Raw genomic sequence first — 16,069 nt, forward strand, 5'->3', positions numbered from 1 at the left:
GCTCAGGCCTTAGCCTAAGCACAGGCGGGAATCACTCCTCGCCCACCACCTTCACGGTGATCTCCACCACCACGTCGGTGTGCGGAGCCACTTCCACGGGGAACTCGCCCACGTGCTTCAGGGGGCCGTGCGGCATGCGCACTTGAGCCTTGACCACAGCCAGGCCTTGCTTGCCCAGGGCTTCAGCGATGTCGTGGTTGGTGACCGAGCCAAAGAGGCGGCCATCCACGCCAGCCTTTTGCTGCACCACCAGCAGCAAACCGGTGAGCTTTTCGCCCAGGGCTTGTGCAGCGGCCAGCTTCTCAGCGGCAACCTTTTCCAGTTCGGCGCGACGGGCTTCGAATTCCTTCAGCGCGGCCTCGGTGGCACGACGTGCCTTCTTGGTCGGGATCAGGAAGTTGCGAGCGTAGCCGTCCTTGACCTTGACGACGTCACCCAGGTTGCCCAGGTTGGCGACCTTGTCCAGCAGGATGATTTGCATGGTGTTGACTCCTTACCCTCAGACCTTGTGCTGGTCGCTGTAGGGCAGCATGGCCAGGAAGCGCGAACGCTTGATCGCCACGGTCAGTTGGCGCTGGAAGAAAGCGCGGGTGCCGGTCAGACGAGCCGGGGTGATCTTGCCGTTTTCGCCGATGAAATCGCGCAGCAGATCGACATCCTTGTAGTCGATCGACTCCACGCCGGTCACGGTGAAGCGGCAGAACTTCTTGCGGCGGAACAGCAGCGATTGCTGGTTACGCTTCGGACGACGGTCCTTAGAGAAACGGGACTTGGGCGGTGCCATGTCGAATCCTTGTGTGTTCTACGGTTCTTTGAACAGGTTCAGTGCAGCTCGGTGATGTGGAACACCAGACCTTTGCCGTTGCGCGCAGGCGCCAAAAATCCGGCAAAGGTGGCCAATGCCCCCAACTCGAAACGCTCCACCACGCTCACCAAATCGCCGATGACCACGGCACGCAGCTCCAGGGAGACTTTGCGCGGCTGGCCGTTTTGGCTCACGGTGCTGTCGGATTGCAGGCGCAGATCAAGCGCAGGCAGTCCGGCTGGGGTGTAACGCTTGGCACCACGCTCCTGAACGCTGGCGCTCAGAAGCAACTGGTTCATGCGAGCTTTACGTCACGCAAGCGGGTTTAAGCCGCTTCTTGCTGGGCAGCGGCCTTACGGGCCTCTTCCTTTTCCACCGACTTCATCATGACGGAGGGGCTGGTTTCAGCCTTTTCCAGCTTGACGGTCAGGTGGCGCAGCACGGCGTCGTTGAAGCGGAAGCCGGTTTCCAGCTCGGCCAGCACTTCCTTCGAGCACTCGATGTTCAGGCACAGGTAATGTGCCTTGGCCAGCTTCTGGATCAGGTAAGCCAGTTGACGACGGCCCCAATCTTCAACGCGGTGGACTTTGCCACCGCCGTTGGTCACCAGGGTCTTGTAACGCTCCAGCATGGCCGGAACCTGTTCGCTTTGATCCGGGTGGATCAGCAGAACGATTTCGTAGTGACGCATGAACACTCCTTTTGGGTTCCAAATGGAAGTCGCTCCGCGCGTCGATGCGGAAGCGACAAGGGAAAGCCGACCATTATGGCACGTAAAAGCGGCCCGTAGGCCGCTTTAGATGTGCTGCATGACGCAGCAGGCGGAGAGGATCAGTCGCGCTGAGCCAGCAGCGTCCAGGTGTCGATCACCGTGTCCGGGTTGAGCGAGATGGACACGATGCCTTCAGCGGCCAGCCATTGGGCGAAGTCCGGGTGGTCGCTGGGGCCTTGGCCGCAGATGCCGACGTACTTGCCCGTCGCACGGCAGGCGGCGATGGCGCGGCTGATGAGGGCCCGCACTGCCGGGTCACGCTCGTCAAAATCGGCGGCCAGCAGCTCCATGCCGGAGTCACGATCCAGGCCCAGGGTGAGCTGGGTCAGGTCGTTCGAGCCAATCGACATGCCGTCGAAGTGTTCCAGGAACTGATCGGCCAGGATGGCGTTGCTCGGCACTTCGCACATCATGATGACGCGCAGGCCGTCTTGGCCGCGCTTCAGGCCACGATCCGCCAACATGCCGACCACGCGCTCGGCTTGGCTCACGGTGCGCACGAAGGGCACCATGATTTCGACGTTGGTCAGACCCATGTCCGAACGCACGCGCTTCAAGGCTTCACATTCCATGGCGAAGGCTTCGCCGAAGTCTGCGCTGATGTAACGCGACGCGCCACGGAAGCCCAGCATCGGGTTTTCTTCGTCCGGCTCGTAGCGGCTGCCGCCGATCAGCTTCTTGTACTCGTTCGACTTGAAGTCCGAGAGGCGCACGATCACCGGCTTGGGCCAGAAGGACGCCGCGATGGTGGCAATGCCTTCGGCCAGCTTGTCCACGTAGAACGCACGCGGCGAGGCGTGGCCACGCGCCACCGATTCCACCGCCTTCTTCAGATCAGCACCGACGTTCGGGTAGTCCAAGATGGCCTTGGGGTGGACGCCGATGTTGTTGTTGATGATGAACTCCAAGCGGGCCAGGCCCACGCCCGAGTTCGGCAACTGCGCGAAGTTGAAAGCCAACTGCGGGTTGCCCACGTTCATCATGATCTTCACCGGGCAGTACGGCAGCTCACCCCGGCTGACTTCGCTCACCTCGGTTTCCAGCAAGCCGTCGTAGACGTAGCCGGTGTCCCCTTCCGAGCACACCACGGTCACCAAGGCGCCGTCGGCCAGGGTTTCGGTGGCGTCACCGCAACCGACCACGGCAGGGATGCCCAGCTCGCGGGCGATGATGGCCGCGTGGCAGGTGCGCCCGCCCCGGTTGGTGACGATGGCGCTGGCGCGCTTCATCACCGGCTCCCAGTTCGGGTCGGTCATGTCGGTGACGAGCACGTCACCCGGTTGCACGCGCTCCATCTCGGCAATCGAGCTGACCAGGCGCACCGGGCCGGTGCCGATCTTCTGGCCAATGGCGCGGCCTTCGGCCAGCACCGTGCTGGTGCCCTTCAACTTGAAGCGCTGCTCCACTTGGCCTTCGGCCTGGCTGCGCACAGTTTCCGGGCGGGCTTGCAGGATGTAGAGCTTGCCGTCCACCCCGTCCTTGCCCCACTCGATGTCCATCGGCCGGCCGTAGTGCTTCTCGATGATGAGGGCGTATTGGGCCAGCTCGGTCACGTCCGCATCGTTGAGCGAGTAGCGGTTGCGCAGCTCGGGCGGGGTGTCCACGGTCTTGACCAGCTTGCCGCTGGCGGCCTTTTCTTCCGGCGTGGCGAACTCCATGCGGATCAGCTTGGAGCCCAGCGTGCGGCGGATCACGGCCAGCTTGCCGGCTTGCAGCATCGGCTTGTGGACGTAGAACTCGTCCGGGTTCACGGCGCCTTGCACCACGGTTTCACCCAGGCCGTAGCTGGCGGTGATGAACACCACGTCCTTGAAGCCGGATTCGGTGTCGATGGTGAACATCACGCCGGCGGCGCCCACGTCCGAACGCACCATGCGTTGCACACCCGCCGACAACGCCACTTCCGAGTGCGAGAAGCCCTTGTGGACGCGGTAGCTGATGGCCCGGTCGTTGTAGAGCGACGCGAACACTTCCTTCATCTTGTGCAGCACGTCCTCGATGCCGACCACGTTCAGGAAGGTTTCTTGCTGGCCGGCGAACGAGGCGTCGGGCAAGTCTTCGGCGGTGGCGGAGGAGCGCACGGCCCAGCTCGCGCCGGGCGAACCGGCTTCGACGCGCTGGAATTCGGCGCGCACGGCGGCTTCAAAATCAGCCGGGAACGGGGCGTCGATCACCCATTGGCGGATTTCGGCGCCAGCTTCGGCCAGGGCGCGCACGTCTTCGGTGTCGAGAGCGTCCAGGCGGGCGTTGATCTTCTCAGTCAGGCCGCCGTGGTTCAGGAATTCGCGGAAAGCGTGGGCCGTGGTGGCGAAACCACCGGGCACGCGCACGCCGGCTTCCGCCAGTTGGCTGATCATTTCGCCGAGGCTGGCGTTCTTGCCGCCGACGATTTCCACGTCGGTCATGCGCAGGTGCTCGAAGGGGGCGACCAGCGCGGTGGCCAGGTTGCTAGAGGACATGGGAAGGCTCCTTGATGACAAAAAATCAGGAGCATCAGTCGTCAGATCACGGACTCCCGGGGCAGGTTGGCCACCACCAGCCTGGGCGCTCGGGCCGCAGACGCGCACACGCACGCAGCCCTGCCGGGGCTTGTTGTTCGAGTTGTTGGCAGGTTGCTTGCATGGGGGAGGTCGGGGAGTGGGCGCCAAAGCGGCGCAACATGACGAAAAGCTGATGCAATGGGCGCGATTCTAAGGACGAATTGCGTACCATCACTGAAAGCTTGCTGAAACTTGACATCGTTTTTTCACCGATTGAAACCCTGAAATTTGTATGCCCAACCGTTCTGTTTTCTACGTCTCCGATGGCACTGGCATCACCGCCGAAACGTTCGGCAACTCGATCCTGGCGCAGTTCGCTGCCAAGCCGCGCCATGTGCGCCGCCCCTTCATCGACTCGGTGGAGAAGGCGGACAAGCTGGTCTCCGAGATCAACGAGACCTTCGAGCAAGAGGGGCGGCGCCCGATCGTGTTCCTCACCTTGGCGAACACCGAGATCCGCAATGTGCTGACCGGCCCGCGCTGCAAGGCCATGGTGATGGACATGCTGCAAGCCTTCATCGAGCCGCTGGAGGAAGAGTTCGGCATGAAGTCGAACCACCGCGTTGGGCGCTTTTCGGACGTGGCCAAGAGCCAGGAGTACAGCGACCGCATCGAGGCCATCAACTTCAGCTTGGCGCACGATGATGGGCAATCGGCCAAGAACTTGGCGATGGCGGATGTCATCTTGGTGGGGGTGAGCCGCTGCGGCAAAACGCCGACGTCGCTTTACTTGGCGATGCAGCATGGCATCAAGGCCGCGAACTACCCGCTGATTCCGGACGATTTCGAGCGCAGCCAACTGCCCAGCGCACTGACAGCGCACAAGCGCAAGTGCTTTGGCCTCACCATCGACCCGGATCGGCTGTGCCAAATCCGCAACGAGCGCCGGCCAGGCAGCAAGTACGCCGCGCTGGAAAACTGCCGCTACGAGGTGAACGAAGCTGAGGCGATGATGAAACGCGCCGGCATTTCGTGGCTGAGTTCGACGCACAAGTCGATCGAAGAAATCGCCACCACCATCCTGCGGGACATTCGGCCGGATCGGTTGATTTACTGAGTTTGCTGGGCTTGCGCCCTTTTGACCAGCTGTGTGCTTGGCCACGCTGCGCGCTGTGGGTGGGCAGCTCCCCGCAGCGCTTGGACGTTGGTGACCCGGTGTCATCCCATCCGGGACTTGCTCACCGCATGTGGTGCAGACCTCCCCAGTTGAGAGTGTGAACTGTCGATGCACAAGCGCCGCGTCTACCCTAGACGCTGTACCATCAAATTCGCCATCTCGTGCCGGCTTGTTTCGCGTCCTAGGCTTCCTTTATGTGGTTTCTGTCCGTCGCCTCGCACCTCTTGTCTACGGCTTCCTCCAGACCCCGCCTCGCAGCGACGCCCTTGCCCTCGACTCGTGGTTGTCCTGCTCGCTCTCCGAGTCCAGGCCGGTGCTCCCACAGGGGACTTTCACCCCATAAGCTCACTGCATACCGAGCTGTCAACCTGATGTCACGCAAACCCGGTGCTTCGCTTTGTGTTTGCGTGGTGCTGTTTGCTTCTGCGGTCAGTGCCTGAAAAAATCCTTCCACAGTGGCAAGCTACAAGCGCCACAACATTTAGAGAGTGATAAATGTCCGAACAAAAATTTTCCGAAGCATATTCCGATGATGGCTTTTGGAACAAAGTCAAAGGTTATGCAAAAGTGGCTGGGGAAAACGTATTGGAACCAGCGCTAAAAATGTACTACGCCGCGATGGACTCAGATACGCCGGTTTGGGCGAAGACGACAATTATTGCCTCCCTTGGCTATTTTATATCGCCAGTTGATGCGGTTCCAGATGTTGTGCCAATCGTTGGTTATACAGACGATCTTGGCGTTTTGTGTGCGGCGCTCGCAACGACAGCAGCACACATCAAGGAGGCTCACGTACAGCAAGCAAAGGAAACCTTGAAGCAGTGGCTCTCCTGAGAATTAGAAGATATACGGGTGGGTATAATAAGCTTGAAGTGGCGCATAGCTTGGGCTTGAGGTATTGGCAGTAAGCCTTTCCAATCGATATCAGCGAAAAGACGTGGAACTTTGTTGTGCGTCTTACCTGACGTTAATTGCAGAAAACAGCCTGTGCAGCGCGCTACTCAGCCCAGCGCTGGCTGGCGCGTGCGGGTGTGTCCTTGCATCTGCTGCCCAATGACTTCCCCTTGGTCAACAAGGGGTCAGCAGTGGCGACGCTGTAACGCAGTGGCATGCTGTAAAGCAACTGTGAGAGTGGCCCACACGCGCAGGCTATGACAGCTACAAGCGCCGCATGGGCAGCAAGGTAGGGGGCGGTGGACACACTTGGGCAGTTGATTGCGCTGACGGTGACTCCAGCCAATGCCTGAGCGCAAGAGAGAAGCGTGCCTCGTCGAGAGCGAACCGACTTGTTGAACCGCCCACTGCGGACCCGCATGGTGGGTGGTGTGGGAGCTGGGGGCTAAAGACCCCCGGCTACCCGATTAGCCTTGGGTTCTATGTCAAATTAGCAAATTTTTCTACCCCACCAATCACTTTTTTCTGCATATACTATAACAGCACCATTTCTTATTAATAAAGCATCGGTTTGGTATCCTGTATAAGCGCCATAAGAATTCTTTGCATTTAATGTTGTGCAAACTAGAAATCCATATCGTGGGGTTTCCAAACGACTTCCAAGCATCATTTTTTTAGGTCTAGAAATTACCTGATATAATGCAGAGTCGGGATCTTTGAGATGGTTTTTATAATATCTTTTAACGATGTCCTCGTGATTTTCTGGAAATTCACCATAATCTGCATTGGCAATTTGTTCTGGCGTCGGTGGCGTCGTACACCCAGTTGTTAATAAAATAGCAACTAGCATTATAAATAAGCGAATCATTTTCTTTTCCTGGTTAACTATTGGCGCAAGTTTCTAGCGTTGACATCCATTGACTTAAAACAACATCTCCAGAATTTCCTACTCCAAACCCATTTACTAGCGTTTTGTTTTCCATTAATGGGGTGAGATATATTATTGAACCATAAAATAATTGATCCTTAAATGGCGCTGTCCATGCATGATATATTTCTATACGTTGTTGTTTGATTAAATATTCAATGTGAGCCGCATTCTTAAAGTCAATGACAGGTTTTTCGGCTAATTTTTCCCAGCACTCGCCCAAAGCAATATATGATTTGCTGAGCGTAACATTAGTATACTTGCGTGTTGCGGATGATATTAAATCATCTTTACTAGGCGCTGGAACCGTTATTGCGCAGCTTGACAAAGTCATGGATAAAAGAAGTAGTGATATTTTGGTATTCATGCTAATTTGTATGTTGTGTTAAAAATTCTCTGGAATTTCACCTGTATCAACTAACAGCATAAACTGATCCTCACTGAGGATCATTACTCCTTGATGTCGCGATTTTTCAATTTTGCTGGGGCCTGCATTATAACCACAACATAAGAAATGCAAATTTTTAGTGACACTTGGTCGAATAAAAAAGTTGTTCGCTTCTGCTAAGCTAGTTAATCGATCTTTATCCGCCTGCTTGAATCCAGTAAAACATATTTCTAGTTTTCCTGAATCATTTGCTTTTCTAAATACAGTTTTTCTTTCCTTTTCAATCGGTGGTGGATTATTGCTTATATGATATGAGAGTCGCGCTTCAACATTAATATTATCATCAATATATTCAAGAACTCGATCCTTTCGGAAAGTCCGCAATCCTTGATCTTGCGGGCATATTCCTTGAATGTAGTCAGGTGTTTTGATATATTTTTATATGTCTGGCTGAAATTCTTCCCTGTGCATCTTTGTATATAAAAGTTAAGATTTCTTGCGTCATGATAATCAAGCTACGTTGGCTTATGAAAATTGTATTTTGGCTAACGTAAAGTTCACCTGCGGCGCCCAAACTGGCGCGCGAAGCGCGGCAGTTTGGGTGACGTCAGGTGCAACGGCCTGTGTGCGCCCAGCATGGGCGTGAGCTTATGGGGTGGAAGTCCCCTGTGGGAGTACCGGCCTGGACTCGGAGAGCGAGCAGGACAACCACGAGTCGAGGGCAAGGGCGTCGCTGCGAGGCGGGGTCTGGAGGAAGCCGTAGACAAGAGGTGCGAGGCGACGGACAGAAACCACATAGAGGAGGCCTAGGATGCGAAACGAGCCGGCACTGGATGGCGAAGTCTGATGGTACAGCGTCTAGGGTAGACGCGGCGCTTGTGCATCGACAGTTCACACTCTCAACTGGGGAGGTCTGCACCACATGCGGTGAGCAAGTCCCGGATGGGATGACACCGTGTCACCAACGTCCAAGCGCTGCGGGGAGCTGCCCCCTGCATGTCGAAAAAGCTGGCAGCGACTCACGAGGAGCGCACAGCGCACAGCGCACGGCGTGGCAACACGAGGTGTGATGGAGCAGAAGTCGCAGAGGAGGCTACCGCTTGGGCAAGCTCAGGGAGTGCGTGCGAAGGTGGATGCAGTACTTTGGGATCAGCCAGTATTGGAGGACTGTGCCGGGGCTAGACGAATGGATCAGAAGGCGGATGCGATCGGTCTACTGGAAACGGTGGAAGGGGAGCAGGACGAAGATCCGGGAGTTGTTGAGGCTGGGCGTGAACAGACGCATGGCCTTTAGGCACGGACTGAGTGGCAAGGGGAACTGGCGCATGGCCAGGAGTCCGGGGTTGCGAATCGCGTTGACAAACGAGAGGTTGCACGAGACGGGCCTGGTGAGTGTGGTGGCCCTATGGAAGAAAGCTCAGGGGTACGCTTGAGCGAGAAAGAGAAGCGAGCTTCGTCGAGCGAGCCGACTTGTTGAACCGCCCACTGCGGACCCGCATGGTGGGTGGTGTGGGAGCTGGGGGCTAAAGACTCCCGGCTATCCGATTAGGCCGCTCGTGCGCCACAGCAAAGAAGCTGTTGCACGAGAACTGACTCCGCTCAACGAACCTTGTTGAGTTGCGTATTGCCATGCGCAACAGATCCGTCCTTGTGGAGCACATCACACGTGTACTCTGGATAGTTTTGATGGAACCGGTTTTTCTATTCGACGACAGTCATCGTGGCTGCTGCTTTCTTCTTGTAGCAGTAAGCGGGAAGCCCTTGTAGTTCCAGATCTGCTGGCTTGCCGAAGCCATCGAAAATCTGAATAGAGAAGCCCTCGAATTGTTCGACTTCCTTCTTTCGGGTTGCGAGCTTGGTCACTATTTTTCCTCCGGTTGGTTTTGGGAGTCAAAAGGATAATGCATAGATGGGCTCCGTATGGATAGAAGTGCTCGGCGGCTACCTGAGAAGCCTAACTGCGCAATGGATTGCAAGGCCTGAGGTGGCCACAGCTCCAACAAGGGTGCGGCCAGCCCCAGCGTTTGGGCGACGCGCACCAGGGTTTCGATAAAGGTCTGCCCGGTGGATTCGAGCTTGCGCAGCGTGCCCAGCGCCACCCCGGCGCGGGCCGCGAGTTCAGCTTGGCTCAACAACTGGGCCAGCCGCTGGGCGCGCAAGCGCTGGCCGAGTTGCTGACAGATCTCGCTGGGAGTGCTCAATTCAACAAACAACATATTGAACATTGTCAGCCGACAAAGGCATTAAAAGCCAATTTTTTGATGATTGTGTTGGGGTGGCTACTCGACCAAAATCGCCCGAAAATCATTCACATTCGTCAGCGTCGGCCCGGTGATGACACTGTCACCCAGAGCCTGAAAGAAACCGTGGCCGTCGTTGTTGTCCAGTGACTGGCGCGGGTTCAACCCCAGCGCCCAGGTGCGGGCCAGCGTGTCCGGTGTGAGGAGGGCGCCGGCGATCTCCTCGCGGCCATCCACCCCATCGGTGTCCCCGGCCAGGGCGTGGACGCCAGGCAAGCCCTCCAGCGCCAGGCCCAGCGCGAGCAGAAACTCCACGTTGCGCCCGCCTCGGCCACTGCCGCGCAGCGTCACCGTGGTTTCACCGCCCGACAGCAGCACGCACGGCGCCGTGAACGGTTGGTCGCGCTGCACCACTTGGCGCGTGATGCCGGCCAGCGCTTTGGCCACGTCACGCGCCTCGCCTTCGAGGCTGTCCCCCAAGATGTGGGCAGCATAGCCAGCGGCCCGGGCCTGCGCGGCTGCGGCCTCCAGCGCCATCTGCGGCGTGGCGATGAAACGCCATTCGTGTCCGTTCAAACGCGCATCGCCGGGGCGAATGGGCGCGTGTCCGCCTGCATTCAACAGGGCTTGCACCGCTGCTGGCACTGCGATGCGGTAGCGGTGGAGGATGGCCTTCGCCTCGGCGGCGGAGGTCGGATCGGCCACCGTTGGGCCGGAGGCGATGACAGGCAGTTCATCACCCGGCACATCCGAAATCAACAGCGTCACGACCCGCGCCGGATGGCACGCTGCCGCCAGGCGTCCCCCCTTGATGCCGGAGAGCTGGCGGCGCACGCAGTTCATCTCGGCAATGCTGGCGCCTGAAGCGAGTAGGGCGGCATTGACGGCTTGTTTGTCCGCCAGCGTCAAGCCCGGCGCAGGTTCGACCAGCAGCGACGAACCGCCGCCCGAGATGAGCGCGATCACCAGATCATCTGCGGTGAGTCCGCTCACCACCTGGCGGATGCGCTGGGCCGCTTGCAGGCTGGCCGCATCCGGCACCGGGTGCGCGGCTTCCATGATCTCGATGCGCTGGCAGGGTACGGCGTAACCGTAGCGCGTGACCACCCGGCCTTCCAGCGGGCCATCCCAGTGCTGTTCCAGCGCCTGCGCCATGGCGGCGGAAGCTTTGCCGGCGCCGATCACCACCGTGCGGCCCCTGGGGCGCGGCGGCAGGTGTGCAGGCAGGCACAGCGCGGGCTGGGCGGCAGCGATGGCGGTGTCGAAGAGCTGGCGCAGCAGGGCGCACGGGGCGGGGGTGTTCATGCGCGGCGAGTGTCGCGCAGCCAGCCCAGGCCGTCACGGGTGCCCCCGGCCACGGCGCCGCGTGCCGGGCGGTATTCGCAGCCGATCCAGCCTTGCCAGCCGCAGGCCTCGGCCACCTCGTCGATCACGTTGAACAGATAAGGGTAGTTGAGTTCGCCCACGTCCGGCTCGTGGCGCTGTGGCACGCCAGCCAGTTGAAAGTGCCCGACGCGGCCCGTCGGCAGGTACTGGCGAATCTTCATCGCCACATCACCTTCGACAATCTGGCAGTGGTACAGATCGAACTGCACCTTCAGATTCGGCGCGCCAATGGCCTGCGCGATGCGGTGCGCTTCCGCCTGGTGGGTGAGGAAGTAGCCGGGGAAGTCTCGCGGGTTGATCGGTTCGATCAGCACCTCGCGCCCGAGGGTGGCGGCTTGTTCGGCGGCCCAAGCGAGGTTGGCCTCGTAGGTGGCTTGCAGCCGTGTGCGTTCCACCCCGGCAGGCGCCAGCCCGGCCATGACGTGCAGGCGCGGGCAGTTCAGCGCTTGGGCGTAGTCGAGCGCCTGAGCGAACCCGGCGCGGAATTCCGCCTCGCGCCCCGGCAGGCAGGCGATGCCGCGCTCACCCGCGTCCCAATCCCCGGGCGGGGCGTTGAACAGCACTTGTTGCAGGCCGTGATCGGCCAAGCGCTGGGCGAGGTCGGCGGCGGCGAAGGCGTAGGGGAAGAGGTACTCCACCCCTTGAAACCCATCTGCTGCCGCTGCGGCGAAGCGATCCAGAAAAGGGTGTTCGTTGTAGAGCAGGGAGAGGTTGGCGGCGAAGCGGGGCATGGCAAAGCCTTTCGGGCAAGCGGGCAGGGTACGGAGTGCTCAGCGTGACACGGCGAGTGGTTGCCCCAACCCCCGCAACACATCCCGAATGAACTGCGCCCGCTCCCGCGCTTCGCCGATCTCCCGGTCGATGCGCAGCTTGTCATTGCCGGCCAGCTTGATAGCGCGGTTCTTCTGCACCAACTCGATGATGCGCATCGGGTCAATCGGCGGATTCGGGCGGAAATAGAGGTTCATCACCTTCGGCCCCGCATCGATTTTGATCACGCCATACGGCTTGGCTTGGATGCGCAGCCGGTGCGTGTCAAACAGCGCCTGGCCTTGCGCCGGCAGTTTGCCGAATCGATCCGTCACTTCCTCCAACAACCGATCGACCTGCTCGGCCCGCTCGGCGCTGGCCAAACGTTTGTAGAGGTTCAGCCGCGTGTGGACATCACCGCAATACGCATCCGGCAGCAGCGCTGGGGTGTGCAGGTTGATCTCCGTCGTCGCGCCAAACACGGCGCTGTTCGGGCTCAACAAGTCCGGCTCCTCGCCGTTTTTCAGCGCCCGCACCGCCTCGGCCAGCATTTCGTTGTAAAGCTGGAAGCCGACTTCCATCATGTTGCCGCTCTGGTTGTCCCCCAGCACCTCGCCGGCGCCGCGAATCTCCAGATCGTGCATCGCCAGGTAAAAGCCCGAGCCCAGCTCTTCCATCGCCTGAATCGCTTCCAGCCGCTGCTGCGCTTGTTTCGTCAACCCTTGCACATCCGGCACCAGCAAATAGGCATAGGCCTGGTGGTGGCTGCGCCCGACCCGCCCGCGCAACTGGTGCAACTGCGCCAGCCCGAACTTGTCCGCCCGGGTGATGACGATGGTGTTGGCGCTGGGCACGTCAATGCCGGTTTCGATGATGGTGGAGCACAGCAGCAGGTTGAAACGCTGGGCGGTGAAATCCCGCATCACGCGCTCCAACTCGCGCTCGGGCATCTGGCCATGCGCCACAGCGATGCGCGCTTCGGGCAGCAACTCGGCCAGCTTTTGCCGCCGGTTCTCAATCGTCTCCACCTCGTTGTGCAGGAAGTACACCTGCCCGCCGCGCTTCAACTCGCGTAACACCGCCTCGCGGATCGTGCCGTGGTCTTCGTTGCGCACAAAGGTTTTGATCGCCAAACGGCGCTGCGGCGCGGTGGCAATCACGCTCAAATCGCGCAGGCCCTCCAGCGCCATGCCCAGCGTCCGGGGGATGGGCGTGGCGGTGAGCGTGAGCACGTCCACCTCGGCGCGCATGGCCTTCATCGCTTCCTTGTGGCGCACGCCGAAACGGTGCTCCTCGTCGATGATGAGCAGCCCCAGGCGGTTGAACTTCACGTCCTTGGAGAGCAGCTTGTGCGTGCCCACCACGATGTCGATGGTGCCCGCCGCGATGCCTTCCATCGCCACCTTGACTTCCTTGGCGGTGCGAAAGCGCGACAGCTCCGCCACCTTCACCGGCCACTTGCCGAAGCGATCGACGATGGTTTGATAGTGCTGTTCCGCCAACAACGTCGTCGGCGCAAGCAGGGCCACTTGTTTGCCGCCCATCACCGCGACGAAGGCGGCGCGCAACGCCACCTCGGTTTTGCCGAAGCCCACGTCGCCGCACACCAGCCGATCCATGGGCTGGGGGCTGATCATGTCTTGGATCACGGCGTGGATGGCGGCGGCCTGGTCGGCGGTTTCCTCAAAACCGAAGCTGGCGGCGAAAGCGTCGTAGTCGTGTTCCGACAGGCGGTGGGCGTGACCCTGACGCGCAGCGCGCAGCGCGTAGAGGTTGAGCAGCTCGGCCGCCGTGTCGCGCACCTGTTCGGCGGCTTTGCGCTTGGCTTTGTCCCACTGACCGGAGCCGAGTTTGTGCAGCGGCGCTTCTTCTGCACTCACACCGGTGTAGCGGCTGATGAGGTGCAGTTGCGCCACCGGCACGTACAGCGTGGCCTTGTCGGCATATTCCAGATGCAAGAATTCCGACGCGCCTTCGCCCAAATCGATGTGCATCAAGCCCTTGTAACGCCCGATGCCGTGCGCGCTGTGAACCACCGGATCGCCGATTTTCAGCTCAGATAAATCCTTGATGAGCGCATCGACGTTGCTGGTTTGCTCCTGCTTGCGTCGGCGCCGAGCGGTGGGGGCGCTGGCAAACAGTTCGGTTTCGGTGATGAACTGGATCGCCTGCCCGATGGCCGGTTCATGCCAGAAAAACCCCGCCGCCAGCGGCGCTGCGGTGATCGCCACCCGTTCGGTGCCGATGACGAAATCCAGCAGCGAATCGGCAGCGGGCAGGTCGATGCGGTTGTCGCGCAGGGTGTCGAGCAGGCTTTCGCGCCGACCGGGGCTTTCGGCGACGATCAACACGCGGTGGGGCGTGCTTTGCAGGTGTTTGGCCAGGGCGGCGAGCGGTTCGGTGCTGCCGCGCTCGGCGCTCACATCGGGCAGCGGGCGGGCCCAATCAACTTCCCCGGCACTGCGCAGCGTCAGCACCGCATGGTGGCCCGCCGCGCTGAAAAACTCTTCCGGGCGCAGATAGAGCGCTTCGGGCGGCAACACGGGGCGTTCTGGATCGTGTTGCAGCAGGCGGTGGCGGTCTTTGGTGTCGGCGGCGAAGCGTTGCAGGGCGGCATCCACCTCACCGTGCAGCACCAAAGCAGCCGGCGTGCGACCGGGCAGCATCTGCGCGGTGGGCGTGAGCGGCGAGCCGAGGTAATCGAAGAAGCTGGCGGTTTCCTCAAAAAACAGCGGCAAGTAGTACTCGATGCCCGAGGCCACCAGCCCTTGCGCCATGTCTTTGTAGAGCCGATGTTTGGTCGGATCCCCGTCCATTTGCTCGCGCCAACGCTGGCGAAAGCGCGTGCGGGCCGCTTCATCGGTGGGAAATTCGCGCCCGGGCAGCATCTGCACTTCGGGCACCGGGTAGAGGCTGCGCTGCGTGTCCGGGTCGAAGGTGCGGATGGAGTCGATTTCGTCGTCGAACAAATCCACCCGGTAAGGCTGGAGCGAGCCCATCGGGAACAAGTCGATCAGGCTGCCACGCACGGCGTATTCCCCCGGCGACACGACTTGCGTCACATGGCTGTAGCCGGCCAGTGTCAGTTGACGCTTGAGTGCGGCCTCGTCCAGCCGTTCGCCCTTCTTGAAGGCAAACGTGGTGCCGGCCAGAAAACTCGGCGGCGCCAGCCGTGTCAGGGCGGTGGTGGCGGGCAGCAACACCACGTCGAGCTGGTTCTGGTGGATTTTCCACAGCGTCGCCAGCCGCTCGGAGATCAAATCTTGGTGCGGGCTGAAGGTGTCATAGGGCAGGGTTTCCCAATCGGGGAACACCGCCACCCGCAGCGAGGGGGCAAAGCAGGGAATTTCCTCGGCCAGCCGTTGGGCATCCGCCGGTTCGGCGGTGAGGATGGCCAGCAGTTGTTGTTTGTCGGCCTGGGCTTGGGCGTAGCGTGCCAACAGCAGCGCGTCCGCAGAACCGAGGGGGCGGGGCAGGGCAAAACGTTTGCCAGGGGCGATGACAGGGAGATGCATGGTGGCAGGAAAGCTGCCGGGGATTCTAGGGTGTAGGGCGTGAACGACGACGCGCCACGCCGACCCAGGCGCCCCCCGCCAGCATCAGCGCCAAGGTGGCAGGCTCGGGCACGCTGCTGATGCTGTTGACGGCCACACTCACACGGCCACCCACCTCAGAATCCAACGAATCCGCAGTGGCATAGAACGTTTGGCTGAGATCGGCGCTGTCATAAATGGCGTGGGCGGAGGTGCTGGTCAGGTCGTACAAATTCACCCAACTGCCGTTTTCCAACTGAAAAGACAGACCGTTGCCCGTGGTGTAACCGTCGGCTTGGTTTTGCACCAAGTTGTCATTGCCCTGGTAGGTGTCCGCACCCAGGAGCCCGGTCACCGCCAAGCCATCGAATGTGCCGCTCACACCGACCACTTGTTCAAAGCTGAGGGCATCACCGGCGGTTTCGATCACCAAGGCGCTGGTCAGGCTGCCTTCCCAATAGGCGTCGCCTTCGGTGTCGATGGTGCCGAATTCGATGTCGACCGTGAAGGTGCGGGCGTGGCTGGGGGCTGTGCCCAACATCGCTAAACCGAGCAGGCATCCGCCCAAAAAAGCGCTCAAACGTGATGACAGGCGCGCAAAAACAGCCGGCTTGTGATTCTGGACAGTGTGCATTTTGAAACTCCTTGCCATGGAGAGAACTTCGGTGGATGCGGAGGCATTGTGGGCAGCGCTGTCCGGGTCACCCATACGGCAG

17 protein-coding genes and 1 pseudogene are annotated in these 16,069 nt (G+C 60.3%); 4 read left to right on the forward strand and 14 right to left on the reverse strand.

The window, feature by feature from the left end:
- Positions 1-31: 31 nt before the first annotated feature.
- The 5 genes from rplI to ppsA form a co-directional block, all read right to left on the reverse strand.
- On the reverse strand, positions 32-481 hold the full coding sequence (rplI, locus tag VITFI_RS10330) for a 50S ribosomal protein L9 (RefSeq protein ID WP_089416886.1): 450 nt from the start codon (positions 479-481) through the stop codon (positions 32-34).
- An 18-nt stretch (positions 482-499) separates the two neighbouring features.
- A complete protein-coding gene (gene rpsR / locus VITFI_RS10335; RefSeq protein WP_089416887.1) occupies positions 500-784 on the reverse strand; it encodes a 30S ribosomal protein S18 in 285 nt (94 codons plus the stop codon).
- A 38-nt stretch (positions 785-822) separates the two neighbouring features.
- Complete coding sequence (gene priB, locus VITFI_RS10340; protein ID WP_089416888.1) at positions 823-1,104, reverse strand: primosomal replication protein N; 282 nt, start codon at positions 1,102-1,104, stop codon at positions 823-825.
- Positions 1,105-1,130: 26 nt separating this feature from the next.
- Positions 1,131-1,496, reverse strand: a complete 366-nt coding sequence (gene rpsF, locus VITFI_RS10345) for a 30S ribosomal protein S6 (RefSeq protein WP_089416889.1) — start codon at positions 1,494-1,496, stop codon at positions 1,131-1,133.
- Positions 1,497-1,636: 140 nt separating this feature from the next.
- On the reverse strand, positions 1,637-4,021 hold the full coding sequence (gene ppsA / locus VITFI_RS10350; protein ID WP_408645612.1) for a phosphoenolpyruvate synthase: 2,385 nt from the start codon (positions 4,019-4,021) through the stop codon (positions 1,637-1,639).
- 328 nt (positions 4,022-4,349) lie between these two features.
- Here ppsA and ppsR point away from each other — a divergent pair, with 328 nt between their 5' ends.
- The 3 genes and pseudogenes from ppsR to VITFI_RS18910 all read left to right on the forward strand — a co-directional run.
- The gene (gene ppsR / locus VITFI_RS10355) at positions 4,350-5,174 is read left to right on the forward strand and encodes a posphoenolpyruvate synthetase regulatory kinase/phosphorylase PpsR (protein WP_089416891.1); all 825 of its coding nucleotides are present in this window, start codon (positions 4,350-4,352) and stop codon (positions 5,172-5,174) included.
- Positions 5,175-5,729: 555 nt separating this feature from the next.
- Positions 5,730-6,068, forward strand: a complete 339-nt coding sequence (locus tag VITFI_RS10360; RefSeq protein WP_089416892.1) for a YkvA family protein — start codon at positions 5,730-5,732, stop codon at positions 6,066-6,068.
- Between the two features lie 83 nt (positions 6,069-6,151).
- Positions 6,152-6,475 (forward strand): annotated as a pseudogene (locus VITFI_RS18910) (IS5/IS1182 family transposase); the annotation flags it as partial.
- A 143-nt stretch (positions 6,476-6,618) separates the two neighbouring features.
- On the opposite strand, the gene VITFI_RS17925 reads toward VITFI_RS18910, so the two are convergent.
- The 3 genes from VITFI_RS17925 to VITFI_RS17935 are packed head-to-tail and all read right to left on the reverse strand — an operon-like array spanning position 6,619 to position 7,828.
- Positions 6,619-6,996, reverse strand: a complete 378-nt coding sequence (locus VITFI_RS17925; protein WP_157725640.1) for a hypothetical protein — start codon at positions 6,994-6,996, stop codon at positions 6,619-6,621.
- A gap of 13 nt (positions 6,997-7,009) precedes the next feature.
- On the reverse strand, positions 7,010-7,423 hold the full coding sequence (locus tag VITFI_RS17930; RefSeq protein ID WP_157725641.1) for a hypothetical protein: 414 nt from the start codon (positions 7,421-7,423) through the stop codon (positions 7,010-7,012).
- A gap of 18 nt (positions 7,424-7,441) precedes the next feature.
- A complete protein-coding gene (locus VITFI_RS17935) occupies positions 7,442-7,828 on the reverse strand; it encodes a BRCT domain-containing protein (protein WP_157725642.1) in 387 nt (128 codons plus the stop codon).
- 716 nt (positions 7,829-8,544) lie between these two features.
- Here VITFI_RS17935 and VITFI_RS18915 point away from each other — a divergent pair.
- Entirely contained in the window at positions 8,545-8,877 is a 333-nt protein-coding gene (locus tag VITFI_RS18915; protein ID WP_198301417.1) for a group II intron maturase-specific domain-containing protein, read from the forward strand.
- Positions 8,878-9,145: 268 nt separating this feature from the next.
- Here the strand turns inward: VITFI_RS18915 and VITFI_RS17940 are convergent, their stop codons facing one another.
- The 6 genes from VITFI_RS17940 to VITFI_RS10390 all read right to left on the reverse strand — a co-directional run bounded on the left by VITFI_RS17940 (position 9,146) and on the right by VITFI_RS10390 (position 15,987).
- Positions 9,146-9,307 carry a hypothetical protein gene (locus VITFI_RS17940; RefSeq protein ID WP_157725643.1) on the reverse strand — a complete coding sequence of 54 codons (162 nt, stop codon included), beginning with the start codon at positions 9,305-9,307 and terminating at the stop codon, positions 9,146-9,148.
- Positions 9,307-9,660 carry a helix-turn-helix domain-containing protein gene (locus VITFI_RS10370; protein WP_232476573.1) on the reverse strand — a complete coding sequence of 118 codons (354 nt, stop codon included), beginning with the start codon at positions 9,658-9,660 and terminating at the stop codon, positions 9,307-9,309. The genes VITFI_RS17940 and VITFI_RS10370 overlap by 1 nt, the downstream gene beginning before the upstream one ends.
- A 63-nt stretch (positions 9,661-9,723) precedes the next feature.
- On the reverse strand, positions 9,724-10,989 hold the full coding sequence (locus VITFI_RS10375; protein ID WP_089416893.1) for a glycerate kinase type-2 family protein: 1,266 nt from the start codon (positions 10,987-10,989) through the stop codon (positions 9,724-9,726).
- Entirely contained in the window at positions 10,986-11,801 is an 816-nt protein-coding gene (otnI, locus tag VITFI_RS10380) for a 2-oxo-tetronate isomerase (protein ID WP_089416894.1), read from the reverse strand. The genes VITFI_RS10375 and otnI overlap by 4 nt, the downstream gene beginning before the upstream one ends.
- A gap of 39 nt (positions 11,802-11,840) precedes the next feature.
- A complete protein-coding gene (mfd, locus tag VITFI_RS10385) occupies positions 11,841-15,335 on the reverse strand; it encodes a transcription-repair coupling factor (protein ID WP_089416895.1) in 3,495 nt (1,164 codons plus the stop codon).
- Between the two features lie 25 nt (positions 15,336-15,360).
- A complete protein-coding gene (locus VITFI_RS10390) occupies positions 15,361-15,987 on the reverse strand; it encodes a PEP-CTERM sorting domain-containing protein (protein WP_157725644.1) in 627 nt (208 codons plus the stop codon).
- Positions 15,988-16,069 lie beyond the last annotated feature (82 nt).

This window comes from Vitreoscilla filiformis, from assembly GCF_002222655.1.
Lineage (GTDB): Bacteria > Pseudomonadota > Gammaproteobacteria > Burkholderiales > Burkholderiaceae_C > Ideonella > Ideonella filiformis.